Below are 15,090 nucleotides of genomic sequence, written 5' to 3'. Positions count from 1 at the left end.
ACACACGATGTCTTCAGCTGTTGCTGCTTCCTCCTTTTCGGTCAAGGACTTCCTCAAGAGCTTCATGCTCGCGGAGTTGTTCAAGGGCATGGTCCTCACGGGTCGCTACGCGTTCCGTCGCAAGATCACGGTCCAGTTCCCCGAAGAGAAAACCCCGCTGTCGCCGCGCTTCCGCGGCCTGCACGCCCTGCGCCGCTACGAGAACGGCGAAGAGCGCTGCATTGCCTGCAAGCTGTGCGAGGCCGTGTGCCCGGCGGTGGCGATCACCATCGAGTCCGAAGTGCGTGACGACGGCTCGCGCCGCACCTCGCGCTACGACATCGACCTGACCAAGTGCATCTTCTGCGGCTTCTGCGAAGAGAGCTGCCCGGTCGATTCCATCGTCGAGACGCACATCCTCGAGTACCACGGCGAAAAGCGCGGTGACCTGTACTTCACGAAGGAAATGCTGCTCGCCGTGGGCGACCGCTACGAACCCGAGATCGCGGCCAACAAGGCCGCCGACGCCAAATACCGTTAACGGCAGACGCCCCAAAGAAAAAATCCATGGACGTCAAGACTGGCTTCTTCTATCTGTTCTCGCTGGTGCTGCTGTTCGCGGCCTTCCGAGTCATCACCGCGCGCAACCCCGTGCATGCGGTGCTCTATCTGATGCTGGCGTTCTCGCAGGCATCGGCCGTGTGGCTGCTGCTGCAAGCCGAGTTCCTGGCCATCGTGCTGGTGCTGGTCTACCTGGGCGCCGTGATGGTGCTGTTCCTGTTCGTCGTGATGATGCTCGACCTCAACATGGACAGCCTGCGGCAGGGCTTCTGGCGGCACTTCCCGCTGGCGGCGCTGATCGGCGTGGTGATCGCGCTCGAGATGGCCTATGTGCTGATGGGCGGCTTCCGCGGACAGCCGGCTGCCGCGCAGGCCGCCATGACCGCGGGCGGTTCGAACACCAAGGCGCTGGGCATCCTGATGTACACCGAGTACGTGTACCCGGTGCAGATCGCGGCCGTCATCCTGGTGGTGGCCATGATCGCGGCCATCGCGCTCACGCTGCGTCAGCGCAAGGACACCAAGTTCATCGACGTGGGCGACCAGGTCCGTGTGAAATCGCGCGACCGCCTGCAGCTGGTCAAGCTCGACGCGACCCAGCCCGCGCCACCGCCGCCCGCGCCTGAACCGGCCCCCACGGTGGCCGGTGCCGCCCCCGCTCCGGAGAAGAAGGCATGACTCTGACCCTCCCTCATTTCCTGTCGCTCGGTGCGATGCTGTTCGCGATGTCGGTCGTCGGCATCTTCCTGAACCGCAAGAACCTGATCGTGCTGCTGATGTGCATCGAACTGATGCTGCTCGCGGTCAACATGAACTTCGTGGCCTTCTCGCACTACCTGGGCGACATGCATGGCCAGATCTTCGTGTTCTTCATCCTGACGGTGGCCGCGGCCGAGTCGGCCATCGGGCTGGCGCTGCTGGTGCTGCTGTTCCGCAACAAGTCGAGCATCAATGTCGACGAACTCAATACGTTAAAAGGATGACCCCCAGTCTTCGCGCACTTCGTGTCGCTTCGCCAACCCCCTTCAGGGGGCGCCACCAGCGGCCCGGCAAAGCCGGTTCCGCGGTGGCTCTGGAATGTGGCGTTTGGCACGATGTCGTGAGCCGCTGAGAAGAAGAATCGCATGAGTTCAACCCTTTCCGCATCCACACTGCTGGCCGTTCCGATGGCGCCGCTGGTCGGCGCCGTGCTGGCGGGCCTGTTCGGCACGAAATTCGGTGGCAACCACATCGGCCGGAAGATCACGCACTCGCTGACCATCCTCGGCGTGCTGGTGGCCTTCATCCTCTCCGCGATGACGCTCAAGAGCGTGGTCGTCGACGGCGCGCGCTTCAACGCCACGCTGTACGAATGGATGGTCGTCGGCGGCCTGAAGATGGAAGTCGGCTTCCTGGTCGACGGCCTCACGGCCATGATGATGTGCGTCGTGACCTTCGTGTCGCTGATGGTCCACATCTACACCATCGGCTACATGCAGGAAGACGAAGGCTACAACCGCTTCTTCTCGTACATCTCGCTGTTCACCTTCTCCATGCTGATGCTCGTGATGAGCAACAACATGCTGCAGCTGTTCTTCGGCTGGGAGGCCGTGGGCCTGGTGTCGTACCTGCTGATCGGCTTCTGGTACAACAAACCGACCGCGATCTTCGCCAACATGAAGGCCTTCCTGGTCAACCGCGTGGGCGACTTCGGCTTCATCCTGGGCATCGGCCTGATCGCGGCCTATGCCAACACGCTGAACTACGGCGAAGCCTTCGCCCAGGCCGACGCGCTGTCGAAGCTGAGCTTCCCGGGCACCGAGTGGATGCTCGTGACCGTGATCTGCATCTGCCTGTTCATCGGTGCGATGGGCAAGAGCGCGCAGTTCCCGCTGCACGTCTGGCTGCCGGACTCGATGGAAGGCCCGACCCCCATCTCCGCGCTGATCCACGCCGCGACCATGGTCACGGCCGGCATCTTCATGGTGGCGCGCATGTCGCCGCTGTTCGAACTGAGCGACACGGCCCTGAGTTTCATCCTCGTGATCGGCTCGATCACCGCGCTGTTCATGGGCTTCCTGGGCATCATCCAGAACGACATCAAGCGCGTCGTCGCGTACTCGACGCTCTCGCAGCTCGGCTACATGACGGTCGCGCTGGGTGCCTCGGCCTATTCGGTCGCAGTGTTCCACCTGATGACGCACGCCTTCTTCAAGGCCTTGCTGTTCCTCGGCGCGGGCTCGGTGATCATCGGCATGCACCACAACCAGGACATCCGCTGGATGGGCGGCGTGCGCAAGTACATGCCCATCACCTGGATCACTTCGCTGCTGGGCTCGCTGGCACTGATCGGCACGCCGCTGTTCTCGGGCTTCTACTCGAAGGACAGCATCATCGAGGCCGTGCACGAAAGCCACCTGTGGGGTGCCGGCTTCGCCAACTTCGCCGTGCTGGCGGGCGTGTTCGTGACCGCCTTCTATTCGTTCCGCATGTACTTCCTGGTGTTCCACGGCAAGGAGCGCTACGACCAGAACCCGGACGCACACCACGACGACCATCACGGGCACGACGACCATGGCCACGGCCATGACGCCAAGCCGCACGAGTCGCCCTGGGTGGTCTGGCTGCCGCTGGTGCTGCTGGCGATCCCGTCGGTGGTGATCGGCTACTTCACGATCCAGCCGATGCTCTACGGCGACTTCTTCAAGGACGCGATCTTCTTCAATCTCGACAAGCACCATGCGATGCGCGAGATGGCCGAAGCCTTCCACGGCCCGTGGGCCATGGCGGTGCACGGCCTGACGACGATGCCGTTCTGGCTGGCGCTGGCCGGCGTGGTGCTCTCGTACTACATGTACATGGTCAACCCGGCGCTGCCGGCGGCGATCAAGCGCGCCTTCGGCCCCGTCTACCGCCTGCTGGAAAACAAGTACTACCTCGACTGGATCAACGAGAACATCGTGGCGCGCGGCGCCCGTGCACTCGGCACCGCCTTCTGGAAGGGCGGCGACCAGGCCGTCATCGACGGTGCGATCGTCAACGGTTCCTGGAAAGCCATCGGCCGCCTCGCCGGCGTGGTGCGCTGGCTGCAATCCGGCTACATCTACCACTACGCGTTCGCAATGCTGCTGGGCATCTTCGTGCTCATGACGTATTTCGTGTGGTTCAACAAGTAAGCGCTCTCGCTGGGGAAAAAGAAAAATGGGTTTGTTGAGCCTTGCCATCTGGATACCGATCGCCTTCGGTGTCCTGCTGTTGGCCTTCGGTCGGGACGATCGCGCGAACCTCGTGCGTTGGACCGCTTTGGTCGGTGCCCTCGTGAGCTTCGCGGTCACGGTGCCGCTCTACACGCGCTTCGAACTCGGCACTGCGTCGATGCAGTTCGTCGAGAAGTTCAGCTGGATCCAGCGCTTCAACGTCAACTACCACCTCGGGGTCGACGGCCTGTCGCTCTGGATGGTGCTGCTGACCTCCTTCATCACGGTGATCGTGGTGATCTCGGCCTGGCAGGTGATCACCGAGCGCGTGAACCAGTACATGGGCGCGTTCCTGATCCTCTCGGGTTTCATGATCGGCGTGTTCTCCGCGCTCGACGGCATCCTGTTCTACGTGTTCTTCGAAGCCACGCTGATCCCGATGTACCTGATCATCGGCATCTGGGGCGGCCCGAACAAGATCTACGCGGCCTTCAAGTTCTTCCTGTATACGCTCCTCGGCTCGCTGCTGATGCTGGTCGCGCTGATCTACCTGTACAACAAGTCGGGCGGCAGTTTCGACATCGCGACCTGGCACCAGCTGCCGCTGGCCGCGAGCGCGCAGACCTTCCTGTTCTTCGCCTTCTTCGCGGCCTTCGCGGTCAAGGTGCCGATGTTCCCGGTCCACACCTGGCTGCCCGACGTGCACGTCGAGGCGCCCACCGGCGGCTCGGCCGTGCTGGCCGCCATCATGCTGAAGCTGGGCGCCTACGGCTTCCTGCGCTTCTCGATGCCGATCGCACCCGATGCCTCGCGTGAATGGGCCTGGCTCATGATCGCGCTGTCGCTGATCGCGGTGATCTACGTCGGCCTGGTGGCGCTGGTGCAGCGCGACATGAAGAAGCTGGTGGCTTACTCGTCGGTCGCCCACATGGGCTTCGTGACGCTCGGCTTCTTCATCTTCAACGAGCTCGGCGTTTCGGGCGGCATCGTCCAGATGGTCGCGCACGGCTTCGTGTCGGCCGCGATGTTCCTGGGCATCGGCGTGCTGTACGACCGCGTGCATTCGCGCGAAATCGCCGACTACGGCGGCGTGGTCAACACCATGCCCAAGTTCGCCGCGTTTGCACTGCTGTTCGCCATGGCCAATTGCGGCCTGCCGGGCACCGCCGGTTTCGTAGGCGAGTGGATGGTGATCCTGGGTGCGGTCAAGGCCAACTTCTGGGTCGGCCTGGGCGCTGCCTCGGCACTGATCTTCGGCGCCGCCTACACCCTGTGGATGTACAAGCGCGTGTACCTCGGCCCGATCGGCAACGACCACGTCAAGGAACTCAAGGACCTCAACGCCCGCGAGTTCCTGATGATGTCGCTGCTGGCGATCGCCGTGCTGTGGATGGGTCTCTATCCCAAGCCTTTCACCGACGTGATGGACGCCTCCGTGGGCAACCTGCTGCAGCACGTCGCCAAGTCGAAGTTGCCCTGATCCACGCTGAACAAGAGAACGAGATGATTGACAAACTCAGCTGGATGGCGATTTACCCCGAAGTGGTGCTGCTGGTCATGGCCTGCATCATTGCGCTGGTGGATCTGTCGACCGCCGGCGCCCGCCGCACCCGCACCTACATCCTCACGCTGCTGACGCTGGCCGTGGTGGCTTTCCTCACCGGCATGGCCGCCGTTCAGGGTCAGACCGTCTACGGCTTTGGCGGCATGGTGGTCAGCGACCCGATGGGCAACTGGCTCAAGTGCTTCGCCAGCATCGCGCTGATGGTGGCGCTGGTCTATGGCCGTCCGTACGCAGCCGACCGCGGCATGCTGCGCGGCGGCGAGATGTTCACGCTGAGCATGTTCTCGCTGCTGGGCATGTTCGTGATGATCTCGGGCAGCAACTTCCTGCTGATCTACCTGGGCCTCGAACTGCTCACGCTGTCGAGCTACGCGCTGGTCGCGCTGCGCCGCGAGAACGCGGTCGCGAGCGAGGCCGCCATGAAGTACTTCGTGCTCGGCGCGATGGCCAGCGGCTTCCTGCTGTACGGCCTGTCGATGATGTACGGCGCCACCGGTTCGCTGGACATCAACGAGGTGTTCAAGGCCGTCGCGAGCCGCAAGGTGGACCACCAGGTGCTGGTGTTCGGCCTGGTGTTCATCGTGGCCGGTCTGGCCTTCAAGGTCGGTGCCGCGCCGTTCCACATGTGGGTGCCCGACGTCTACCAGGGCGCACCGACCGCGATCACGCTGCTGATCGGCGCCGCACCGGAGCTGGCCGCCTTCGCGATCATCATCCGCCTGCTGGTCGAGGGGCTGCTGCCGCTCGCCATCGACTGGCAGCAGATGCTGGCGGTGCTGGCCGTGGCCTCTCTGGTGGTGGGCAACCTGGCCGCCATCGCGCAGACCAACCTCAAGCGCATGCTGGCCTACTCGACCATCGCGCAGATGGGCTTCATGCTGCTCGGCCTGGTGGCGGGTGTGGTCAACGGCAACACCTACAACGCGCAGTTCGCGTACAGCGCGTCGATGTTCTATGTCGTCACCTACGTGCTGACCACGCTGGCGAGCTTCGGCATCATCCTGCTGCTGGCGCGCGAAGGTTTCGAGAGCGAAGAGATCACCGACCTCGCCGGCCTCAACCAGCGCAGCCCGCTGTATGCCGGCGTGATGGCGATCGCGATGTTCTCGCTGGCCGGTCTGCCGCCGCTGGTGGGCTTCTACGCCAAGCTGGCTGTGCTGCAGGCGCTGATCGCCTCGGGCCAGGCCATCTACATCGGCCTGGCGGTGTTCGCCGTGATCATGTCGCTGATCGGCGCCTTCTACTACCTGCGCATCGTCAAGGTCATGTACTTCGACGCGCCGGTGACGGCCACCACCGTGTCGGCGCCGCGCGACGTGCGCTTCGTGCTGACGCTCAACGGCGCGCTGATCCTGATCCTGGGCATCGTGCCCGGCGGCCTGATGACGCTGTGCGCGCAGGCCATCGTGGCCACGCTGGCCAACTGATCCGACGTGTCGCAAAGCGCCTCGGTCTGGCTGGTGCTGCTGCTCACACTGGCGGCGGCCAACCTGCCTTTCGTCAATGAGCGGCTGCTTGCGCTGGTGCCGGTGGGCGCTGCCGCGAAGAAGTCGCTGGCGGTGCGCCTGGCCGAGCTGGTGCTGCTCTATTTCATCGTCGGCGGCATCGGCCTGCTGTTCGAGCGCCGCGTGGGGCAGATCGCTCCGCAAGGCTGGGAGTTCTATGCGGTGACGGCGTCGCTGTTCATCGTGCTGGCGTTTCCGGGCTTCACCTGGCGCTACCTTCTCAAGCACAGGAACTGAGCCATGGACGAGACGCATCTGAGGGAAGAGGGCATCGCCAGCGAGTCGCTGTTCGAAGGCAACTTCCTGCACGCCAAGCGCGACACGGTGCGCCTGCCCGACGGCCATACCGCCACGCGCGAGTACGTGATCCATCCCGGCGCGGTCGTGGTGGTGCCGCTGCTCGACGACGGCCGCGTCGTGCTGGAGCGCCAGTACCGCTACCCGGTGCGCCAGGTCATGACCGAATTCCCCGCCGGCAAGCTCGATGCCGGTGAAGACCCCCTGGTCTGCGGCCAGCGCGAGCTGCTCGAGGAAACCGGCTACACCGCCCGCGAATGGGCCCGTGCCGGCCTGATGCACCTGGCGGTGGGCTATTCGACCGAGATCATCCACATCTACTTTGCGCGCGGCCTGGTGCTGGGCGAGCGCCAGCTCGACCAGGGCGAGTTCGTCGACGTCTTCACGGCCACGCCGCAGGAACTGTTCGACGGCTGCCGCGACGGCAGCGTGACCGACGCCAAGACGCTGACCTGCGCGATGTGGCTGCAGAACGTCCTGTCCGGCGCATGGACGCTCGATTGGTCCCCAGCGGCCACTTGAGACCCCGGTCGATAATGCGCGCATGAAGGTTCTCGACCTGCAATGCGCACACGGCCACGGCTTCGAAGGATGGTTCGCGTCCAGCGAAGCCTTCGAGTCGCAACGCGCGTCCGGCCTGGTCGAGTGCCCGATCTGTTCCGACACCGCGATCACCAAGCTGTTGTCGGCGCCTCGCCTCAACCTGAGTGGCGCCACCGCACCGGTTCCCGCGGCCAGGCCGACCACCCCCGCCATCGATTCCCCCGAAGCCCGCTGGATGCGCGCGATGCGCGAGGTGATGGCCAAGACCGAGGACGTCGGCGAGCGCTTTGCCGACGAGGCCCGCAAGATGCACTACGGCGAGACCGAGGAGCGCGGCATCCGCGGCCAGGCCTCGCCCGAGCAGGCCGAATCGTTGCGGGAGGAGGGCGTGCCCTTCGTTTCGCTGGCGCTGCCGGCAGCGCTGAAGGAAAGCTCGCACTGAGGCGCGCGCGTCCGGGGCCGAGACAGCCCCGGGACCCGCAGATCTTCCGCGGCGCGGATCAGCCGGGAACGGCCATGGCATCGACCGCCGGGGCCGGCGTGGTGAACTGCAAGGCCGCCAGCCGCGCATAGACGCCGCCGCGCGCCACCAGCGCCGCATGCGTGCCCTGCTCGACGATCGCGCCCTGGTCCAGCACGATGATCCGGTCGGCCTTCTGCACGGTGGCCAGCCGGTGCGCGATCACCAGCGTGGTCCGGCCCGTCATGGCGGACTCCAGCGCCGCCTGCACCATGCGTTCGCTCTCGGCGTCGAGCGCGCTGGTGGCCTCGTCGAGCAGCAGCAGCGGCGGGTTCTTCAGCATGGCCCGTGCGATCGCGATGCGCTGGCGCTGGCCGCCCGACAGGCGCACGCCGCGCTCGCCGAGGAAGGTGTCGTAGCCCTCGGGCAGGGCCTTGAGGAAATCGTCGGCGAAGGCCGCGCGCGCGGCTGCGTACACCTCGTCGGGCGTGGCCTCGGGGCGGCCGTAGCGGATGTTCTCGAAGGCGGTGGCCGAGAAGATCACCGCGTCCTGCGGCACCAGGCCGATGCGGTGGCGCAGGTCGTCCAGCGCCAGCGCATCCAGCGGTGTGCCATCGAGCAGCAGGCTGCCGGATTGCGGGTCGTAGTAGCGCAGCAGCAGCTGGAACACCGTGCTCTTGCCGGCACCGCTGGCGCCGACCAGGGCCACGGTCTCGCCGGGTGCGACATGCAGGCTGAAGTCGCGCAGCGCCGGTGTGGCCGGACGGGAAGGGTAGTGGAAGCTCACGCCCTCGAGCGCGATCGTGCTGCCGCCCTGCGTCAGTGGCGCGGACACCGGCCGTGCAGGCGAGGCGATGGCCGAGCGCGCGTGCAGCAGTTCCATCAGGCGCTCGGTGGCGCCGGCCGCGCGCAGCAGGTCGCCATAGACCTCGCCCAGCACCGCGGCGGCGCTGGCCAGGATGATCACGTAGACCACGGTCTCGCCCAGGTGCCCGGCGGTGATGGTGCCCTGCAGCACCGCCTGCGTGCCCTGGTACAGGCCCCACAGCAGCGCGGCCGAGGTGGCGATGATGATGAAGGCCACCAGCACCGAGCGGGCCTTGGCGCGGCGCACGGCGGTGAGGAAGGCGTTGTCGGTCGAGGTGTCGAAGCGGGCCGCTTCGCGCGCCTCGGCGGTGTAGCTCTGCACCACGGGGATGGCGTTGAGCACCTCGGCGGCGATGGCGCTCGAATCGGCCACGCGGTCCTGGCTGGCGCGCGATAGCTTGCGCACGCGGCGCCCGAACCACATGCTCGGCAGCACCACCAACACCAGCACGCCCAGCACCTGGCCCATCACGTACGGGTTGGTCCAGACCAGCATGCCCAGGGCGCCGATGCCCATCACCGCGTTGCGCAGCCCCATGCTGAGCGAGGAGCCGACGACCGTCTGCACCAGCGTCGTGTCGGCCGTCAGGCGCGACAGCACCTCGCCGGTCTGGGTGGTCTCGAAGAACACCGGACTCTGCCGCAGCACGTGCGCATAGACCGCGTTGCGCAGGTTGGCCGTGATGCGCTCGCCCAGCCAGCTCACCGTGTAGAAGCGCGCCGCCGAAAACAGGCCCAGCGCCACCGCCACGCCGAACAGCGCGAAGAAATGGTCGCGCAGCGCCATGGTCTGCGCGCCCTTGTCGGTGCTCACCAGCCCGCCGTCGATCAGGCTGCGCAACGCCAGCGGGAAGACCAGCGTGGCCCCGGCCGCGGCCACCAGAAACACGCCGGCGAGAGCGATCTGCCAGCGGTAGGGCCGCAGAAAGGGGAAGAGCCCGGAGAGGGATTTGGGGGAACCTTTTTCGGAGGTTCGGGAGACGGAAACAGCCATTGCCCGATTCTACCGACCGGTTGCCCCTGCAAAGGTAGCCTTGACAGTAATTGCCTAAGCAACTAATATCCCGCTCCGATGAAAGACCCCACCCAACGACCGGCCGATGCCGAGCCGCCTCCACTGGCCATCCCTGCGTTCTATTCGGCGGATGCGTACCGTCCGGAGGAGAGCGTGGGCTATCTGATGCGCCGCATCATGACGGCCGTGAGCCAGGCCGTCGAAGGCCAGATGTCCGAGCCGGGCGGTCCGACCTATCCGCAATGGATCCCGCTGCACAAGCTGCACATGGGCACGGCCACCACGGTGGCCGAGCTCGCGCGCGAATGCCTGCTCGACGCGGGCGCCATGACGCGCCTGCTCGACCGGCTCGAGACCAAGGGCCTGTGCCGGCGCGTGCGCTCGGTGGCCGACCGGCGCGTGGTGAACATCGAACTCACCGACGAGGGCCGGGCCGCCGCGCAGCAGGTGCCCGAGATCCTCTGCCGGGTCCAGAACCAGCACCTCGCCGGCTTCTCCGAAGCCGAGTGGGAGCAACTCAAGAGCTATCTGCGCCGCATCCTCGACAACGCACAGGTCCTCTCGACCCGTGGAGAAAAGAAATGAACCGCCTCGCTTTCCCCCCTCTGGCCGGCCGCACGCTGCCTGTCGCGGCTGCCGTGCTCGCGCTGGCGCTCGCCGGCTGCGCCGACATGTCCGGCATCGGCTCGACCGCCACGCTGCGCGATGCCGATTCGCTCGGCCTGCAGCGCGCCGTCGCGCAGCATGAAGGCACGCTCGCCGCGAACCCGGTCGACAGCCGCTGGTGGACCGGCTTCGGCAATGCGCAGCTGAATGCCCTGATCGACGAAGCGCTCGCCGGCAATCCCAACCTGGCCGTGGCCCGCGCGCGCCTGGCGCGTGCCCGCGCCGCCATCGCGACCGCCGAGGCCGCCGACCGGCCGCAGGTCAATGGCGCCTTCGACGCGTCGCGCCAGCGTTTCAGCAGCAACTACATCTACCCGGCACCGCTGGGCGGTTCGATCCAGGAGACCGGCGTGCTGCAGATCAACGGCAGCTGGGAGCTCGACTTCTTCGGCAAGAACCGCGCGGCCCTCGACAGCGCGATGGGCACCGCCAATGCGGCCGCGGCCGAGGCCGATGCATCGCGCGTGCTGCTGGCCAGCAACGTGGCGCGCGGCTACGTGCAGTGGGCCCGCCTGAACGAACAGCTGATCGTCGCCAGGCGCACGCTGGCGCAGCGCGAAGAGACGTTGAAGCTGGTGCGCGACCGCGTGTCCGCCGGCCTCGACACGCGGCTCGAGCTGCGCCAGAGCGAAGGCGGCCTGCCCGAAGCGCGCCAGCAGATCGAGTCGCTCGACGAGCAGATCGCGCTGGCGCAGCATGCGCTCGACGCGCTGGTGGCGCGGCCCGGCGCCGCGCAGGCGCTCGAGGCGCCCAGCCTGGCCTCGCTGCACGCGATCGCGGTGCAGTCCGACATCCCGGCCGACCTGTTGGGCCGCCGTGCCGACATCGCGGCCGCGCGCTGGCGTGTCGAAGCGGCCACCGGCGACGTGGCCGGTGCCAAGACGCTGTTCTATCCCAACGTGAGCCTCACGGCCTTCGTGGGCACGCAGAGCCTGGGGCTGGACAACCTGCTCAAGAGCGACAGCCGCCAATGGGGCTTCGGGCCTGCGATCCGCCTGCCGATCTTCGAAGGCGGCCGGCTGCGCGCCAACCTGCGCGGCAAGGCGGCCGACCTCGACGCCGCGATCGAAAGCTACAACGCGAGCGTGCTCGACGCGGTGCGCGACGCGGCCGACCAGGTCAGCAGCGCGCAGTCGGTGGGCCGCCAGCAGACGCAGCAGCGCGATGCGCAAGCCGCGGCCGAAGGTGCCTACGAGATCGCCGTGCAGCGTTACCGCGCCGGCCTGGGCAACTACCTCAACGTGCTGACCGCCGAGACCGCAGTGCTGGCGCAACGCCGCCTCGCGGTCGACCTGGCCGCCCGTGCGCTCGACACGCAGGTCGGCCTGGCGCGCGCGCTGGGCGGCGGATGGCAGCCGAGCGTGGCCGTGGCCGGCACGGCGCCCACACACCCCTGAACCGCTGCACGCGGTTGACGCGTGCATCTCATCTCTCGCATCGGAAGGACACTGAAAATGGACAACAACAATGCAGTCGCCGCCGCCCCCGCTCCGCAAGGCGTGGAAGCAGGCACGCCCGCCGGCAACAACAAGCGCCGCCGCGCACTCACCGCGCTCGCCGCGGTGGTGATCGTCGCCGGTGGCGGCTGGGGCCTCTACGAATGGCTGGTCGCGAGTCATTACGAGGACACCGACAACGCCTACGTGCAGGGCAACGTGATCCAGATCACGCCGCAGATCGCGGGCACCGTGATGTCGATCATGGCCGACGACACCGACTTCGTGAAGGCCGGTCAAACGCTGGTGCAGCTCGATCCGGCCGATGCCCGGCTGGCCTTCGAGCAGTCCGAAGCCGCGCTGGGCCAGGCCGTGCGCCAGGTGCGCACGCTCTACGCCAACAACGGTTCGCTGGCCGCGCAGGTCACGCTGCGCCAGGCCGACATCGTCAAGGCGCAGAGCGACATCGCCCGCGCGCAGGACGACCTGACACGCCGCCAGGCGCTGACCGGCAACGGCGCGGTGTCGAAGGAAGAGCTCAACCATTCCGAGACCGCGGTCGCGAACGCGAAAAGTGCGCTGTCCGCGGCCCAGGCCGGCGTGCTGGCCGCGCGCGAGCAGCTCACCAGCAACCAGTCGCTTACCGAAGGCACCAGCGTCGAACAGCACCCCAGCGTGCTGGCCGCTGCCGCCAAGGTGCGCGAGGCCTGGCTCGCCACGCGACGTGTCGCGATGCCCGCGCCGGTCGACGGCTACGTGGCGCGGCGCACGGTCCAGCTGGGCCAGCGCGTGGCGGCGGGCACGCCGATGATGTCGGTCGTGCCGCTGACCCAGCTGTGGGTGGACGCCAACTTCAAGGAAGTCCAGCTGCGCAGCATCCGCATCGACCAGCCGGTCAAGCTCACGGCCGACCTCTACGGCAAGAAGGTCACGTACGACGGCAAGGTCGCGGGCCTGGGCATCGGTACCGGCGCGGCCTTCGCGCTGCTGCCGGCGCAGAACGCCACCGGCAACTGGATCAAGGTGGTGCAGCGCGTGCCGGTGCGCATCGCGCTCGACCCCGAGCAGCTCAAGGCCAACCCGTTGCGCGTGGGCCTGTCGATGGTCGCCGAGATCGACGTGACCAAGAAGGATGGCAAGTCGCTGGCCGATGCGCCGCGCACCACGGCCTTCGCGCAGACGCAGGTGTATGCCGTTTCCGACCGCGGCGCCGATGCCGAAGTCGACCGCATCATCTCGGCCAACCTCGGCCGTCCGGTGCAGGCGCGCAGCGAAGCGAAGAAGCCGGTGGCCGATGAGGCCGATGAGGCCGACAAGGCCGGCACACCGCACCCCGCCGCACAGAGCGGTCGCGGCGCCACGCTGGCGATGCGGCAGGCCGCGCACGGCTGAGCGCCACGGACACACGCGCAATGGCCACCGCTCCCGCCTCTGCCGCTCCCATGGCCCATCCGCCGCTCGAGGGCTCGGCCCGCATCTGGGGCACGATCGCGCTCTCGGCCGCCACCTTCATGAACGTGCTCGATTCGTCGATCGCGAACGTGTCGCTGCCGGCCATCTCGGGCGACCTGGGCGTCAGTTCGACCCAGGGCACCTGGGTCATCACCAGCTTCGCGGTGGCCAACGCCATCGCGGTGCCGCTCACCGGCTGGCTCACCCAGCGCTTCGGCCAGGTGCGCCTGTTCATGGCCAGCATCATCCTGTTCGTGATCAGCTCCTGGCTGTGCGGACTCGCGCCCAACATGACCACGCTGATCGCGTTCCGCGCGCTGCAGGGCTTCGTCGCGGGGCCGATGATCCCGCTGTCGCAGACGCTGCTGCTGGCGAGCTACCCACGCGCGCTGGCCGGGCTCGCGATGGCGATGTGGGCCATGACCACGCTGGTCGCGCCGGTGATGGGGCCGCTGCTGGGCGGCTGGATCACCGACAACATCTCCTGGCCCTGGATCTTCTACATCAACATCCCCGTCGGCCTGGCCGCGGTGAGCATCGCCTGGGCGATCTACCGCAAGCGCGACAGCCCCACCAAGAGCCTGCCGATCGACACCATCGGCCTGAGCCTGCTGATCCTCTGGGTCGGTGCGATGCAGCTGATGCTCGACAAGGGCAAGGAACTCGACTGGTTCCACTCGGCCGAGGTGGTGGCGATGGCCGTGGTCGCGGTGGTCGGCTTCGCCTTCTTCATCGTGTGGGAGCTGACCGAGAAGCATCCGGTGGTCGACCTGTCGCTGTTCAAGCGGCGCAACTTCTGGTCGGGCGCGGTCGCGACGGCGGTGGCCTACGGCCTGTTCTTCGGCAACGTGGTGCTGCTGCCACTGTGGCTGCAGCAGTACATGGGCTACACGGCCACGCAGGCCGGCATGGTGCTGGCACCGGTCGGCGCGCTGGCCATCGTGCTGTCGCCGCTGGTCGGCATGACCGTGGCCAAGGTCGATCCGCGGCGCTACGCGACCTTCTCGTTCCTGGTGTTCGCGCTGGTGCTGTGGATGCGTTCGAACTTCAACACGCAGGCCGACATCGGCACCATCATGATCCCCACGATCATCCAGGGCGTGGCGATGGCGTTCTTCTTCATCCCGCTGGTGACGCTCACCTTGTCCGGGCTCACGCCCGACCGCATCCCGGCCGCGTCGGGGCTGTCGAACTTCCTGCGCATCACCGCGGGCGCGATGGGCACCTCGATCGTGACCACCGTGTGGGACGACCGCGCGACCACGCACCATGCGCAGCTCGTGGAATCGATCAACCTGGGCAACCCGACCGCGACCGCCGCGATCGCGAACCTCGGCAACAGCGGGTTGAGCAGCGACCAGGTGCTCGGCCAGCTCAACCGCATGATCGATCAGCAGTCCTTCATGCTGGCGGCCAACGACGTGTTCTATGCCTCGGCGGTGCTGTTCATCTTCCTGATTCCGCTGATCTGGCTGGCGCGTCCGCAGATGGGCGGCGGCGCCGCCGACGCCGCGGCCGGCGCGCATTGAGCGTGAACTGACACGGCGCTGACAACCCGGGTGCCACAAC

Annotated in this window: 14 protein-coding genes; 13 read left to right on the top strand and 1 reads right to left on the bottom strand. The window is 67.0% G+C overall.

Going from position 1 to position 15,090, the window contains the following annotated elements; all coding sequences use genetic code 11:
* Positions 1 to 7: 7 nt before the first annotated feature.
* From nuoI to ACSFBC_RS13810, 9 genes are all read left to right on the top strand, one after another.
* On the top strand, positions 8 to 520 hold the full coding sequence (gene nuoI / locus ACSFBC_RS13850; protein WP_219217865.1) for an NADH-quinone oxidoreductase subunit NuoI: 513 nt from the start codon (positions 8 to 10) through the stop codon (positions 518 to 520).
* 26 nt (positions 521 to 546) lie between these two features.
* A complete protein-coding gene (locus tag ACSFBC_RS13845; protein ID WP_435510904.1) occupies positions 547 to 1,218 on the top strand; it encodes an NADH-quinone oxidoreductase subunit J in 672 nt (223 codons plus the stop codon).
* Positions 1,215 to 1,523 (top strand): NADH-quinone oxidoreductase subunit NuoK, encoded by a 309-nt coding sequence (gene nuoK / locus ACSFBC_RS13840; RefSeq protein ID WP_183026580.1) that lies wholly within the window; start codon positions 1,215 to 1,217, stop codon positions 1,521 to 1,523. Before ACSFBC_RS13845 ends, nuoK begins: the two co-directional genes overlap by 4 nt.
* A gap of 141 nt (positions 1,524 to 1,664) precedes the next feature.
* The gene (gene nuoL, locus ACSFBC_RS13835) at positions 1,665 to 3,695 is read left to right on the top strand and encodes an NADH-quinone oxidoreductase subunit L (protein WP_435510903.1); all 2,031 of its coding nucleotides are present in this window, start codon (positions 1,665 to 1,667) and stop codon (positions 3,693 to 3,695) included.
* Positions 3,696 to 3,720: 25 nt separating this feature from the next.
* Positions 3,721 to 5,196, top strand: a complete 1,476-nt coding sequence (locus ACSFBC_RS13830) for an NADH-quinone oxidoreductase subunit M (RefSeq protein ID WP_435510902.1) — start codon at positions 3,721 to 3,723, stop codon at positions 5,194 to 5,196.
* Positions 5,197 to 5,219: 23 nt separating this feature from the next.
* On the top strand, positions 5,220 to 6,707 hold the full coding sequence (nuoN, locus tag ACSFBC_RS13825) for an NADH-quinone oxidoreductase subunit NuoN (RefSeq protein WP_435510901.1): 1,488 nt from the start codon (positions 5,220 to 5,222) through the stop codon (positions 6,705 to 6,707).
* Between the two features lie 6 nt (positions 6,708 to 6,713).
* A complete protein-coding gene (locus ACSFBC_RS13820; protein ID WP_435510900.1) occupies positions 6,714 to 7,022 on the top strand; it encodes a DUF2818 family protein in 309 nt (102 codons plus the stop codon).
* Positions 7,023 to 7,025: 3 nt separating this feature from the next.
* The gene (locus ACSFBC_RS13815; RefSeq protein ID WP_435510899.1) at positions 7,026 to 7,604 is read left to right on the top strand and encodes an NUDIX domain-containing protein; all 579 of its coding nucleotides are present in this window, start codon (positions 7,026 to 7,028) and stop codon (positions 7,602 to 7,604) included.
* Between the two features lie 22 nt (positions 7,605 to 7,626).
* Positions 7,627 to 8,067, top strand: a complete 441-nt coding sequence (locus tag ACSFBC_RS13810) for a DUF1178 family protein (protein WP_435510898.1) — start codon at positions 7,627 to 7,629, stop codon at positions 8,065 to 8,067.
* A gap of 58 nt (positions 8,068 to 8,125) precedes the next feature.
* Here ACSFBC_RS13810 and ACSFBC_RS13805 read toward each other — a convergent pair whose 3' ends face one another.
* Positions 8,126 to 9,946: an ABC transporter transmembrane domain-containing protein gene (locus tag ACSFBC_RS13805; RefSeq protein ID WP_435510897.1), complete on the bottom strand. Its 1,821-nt coding sequence runs from the start codon at positions 9,944 to 9,946 to the stop codon at positions 8,126 to 8,128.
* A 78-nt stretch (positions 9,947 to 10,024) separates the two neighbouring features.
* On the opposite strand from ACSFBC_RS13805, the gene ACSFBC_RS13800 reads away from it, so the two are divergent.
* Genes ACSFBC_RS13800 through ACSFBC_RS13785 form a run of 4 tightly spaced genes read left to right on the top strand, consistent with a single transcriptional unit; the run spans position 10,025 to position 15,050 of the window.
* Positions 10,025 to 10,552, top strand: a complete 528-nt coding sequence (locus ACSFBC_RS13800) for a MarR family winged helix-turn-helix transcriptional regulator (protein ID WP_435510896.1) — start codon at positions 10,025 to 10,027, stop codon at positions 10,550 to 10,552.
* Positions 10,549 to 12,030, top strand: a complete 1,482-nt coding sequence (locus tag ACSFBC_RS13795) for an efflux transporter outer membrane subunit (RefSeq protein WP_435510895.1) — start codon at positions 10,549 to 10,551, stop codon at positions 12,028 to 12,030. The genes ACSFBC_RS13800 and ACSFBC_RS13795 overlap by 4 nt, the downstream gene beginning before the upstream one ends.
* Positions 12,031 to 12,087: 57 nt before the next feature.
* Complete coding sequence (locus ACSFBC_RS13790) at positions 12,088 to 13,461, top strand: HlyD family secretion protein (protein ID WP_435510894.1); 1,374 nt, start codon at positions 12,088 to 12,090, stop codon at positions 13,459 to 13,461.
* Between the two features lie 20 nt (positions 13,462 to 13,481).
* Positions 13,482 to 15,050, top strand: coding sequence for a DHA2 family efflux MFS transporter permease subunit (locus tag ACSFBC_RS13785; RefSeq protein ID WP_435510893.1), 1,569 nt, complete (start codon positions 13,482 to 13,484; stop codon positions 15,048 to 15,050).
* The last annotated feature ends 40 nt before the right edge of the window (positions 15,051 to 15,090 follow it).

Source organism: Variovorax frigidus, assembly GCF_051216515.1.
GTDB lineage: Bacteria > Pseudomonadota > Gammaproteobacteria > Burkholderiales > Burkholderiaceae_C > Variovorax.
This window is presented reverse-complemented; position numbering and strand designations above follow the sequence as displayed.

Excerpts from the sequence above, each read along its gene's own strand:
- ACSFBC_RS13795 (WP_435510895.1), top strand. The coding sequence starts at position 10,549 with ATGAACCGCCTCGCTTTCCCCCCTCTGGCCGGCCGCACGCTGCCTGTC.
- ACSFBC_RS13845 (WP_435510904.1), top strand. The coding sequence starts at position 547 with ATGGACGTCAAGACTGGCTTCTTCTATCTGTTCTCGCTGGTGCTGCTG.
- ACSFBC_RS13805 (WP_435510897.1), bottom strand. The coding sequence starts at position 9,946 with ATGGCTGTTTCCGTCTCCCGAACCTCCGAAAAAGGTTCCCCCAAATCC.
- nuoL (WP_435510903.1), top strand. The coding sequence starts at position 1,665 with ATGAGTTCAACCCTTTCCGCATCCACACTGCTGGCCGTTCCGATGGCG.
- ACSFBC_RS13790 (WP_435510894.1), top strand. The coding sequence starts at position 12,088 with ATGGACAACAACAATGCAGTCGCCGCCGCCCCCGCTCCGCAAGGCGTG.
- nuoK (WP_183026580.1), top strand. The coding sequence starts at position 1,215 with ATGACTCTGACCCTCCCTCATTTCCTGTCGCTCGGTGCGATGCTGTTC.
- ACSFBC_RS13830 (WP_435510902.1), top strand. The coding sequence starts at position 3,721 with ATGGGTTTGTTGAGCCTTGCCATCTGGATACCGATCGCCTTCGGTGTC.
- ACSFBC_RS13815 (WP_435510899.1), top strand. The coding sequence starts at position 7,026 with ATGGACGAGACGCATCTGAGGGAAGAGGGCATCGCCAGCGAGTCGCTG.
- ACSFBC_RS13785 (WP_435510893.1), top strand. The coding sequence starts at position 13,482 with ATGGCCACCGCTCCCGCCTCTGCCGCTCCCATGGCCCATCCGCCGCTC.
- nuoI (WP_219217865.1), top strand. The coding sequence starts at position 8 with ATGTCTTCAGCTGTTGCTGCTTCCTCCTTTTCGGTCAAGGACTTCCTC.
- nuoN (WP_435510901.1), top strand. The coding sequence starts at position 5,220 with ATGATTGACAAACTCAGCTGGATGGCGATTTACCCCGAAGTGGTGCTG.
- ACSFBC_RS13800 (WP_435510896.1), top strand. The coding sequence starts at position 10,025 with ATGAAAGACCCCACCCAACGACCGGCCGATGCCGAGCCGCCTCCACTG.
- ACSFBC_RS13810 (WP_435510898.1), top strand. The coding sequence starts at position 7,627 with ATGAAGGTTCTCGACCTGCAATGCGCACACGGCCACGGCTTCGAAGGA.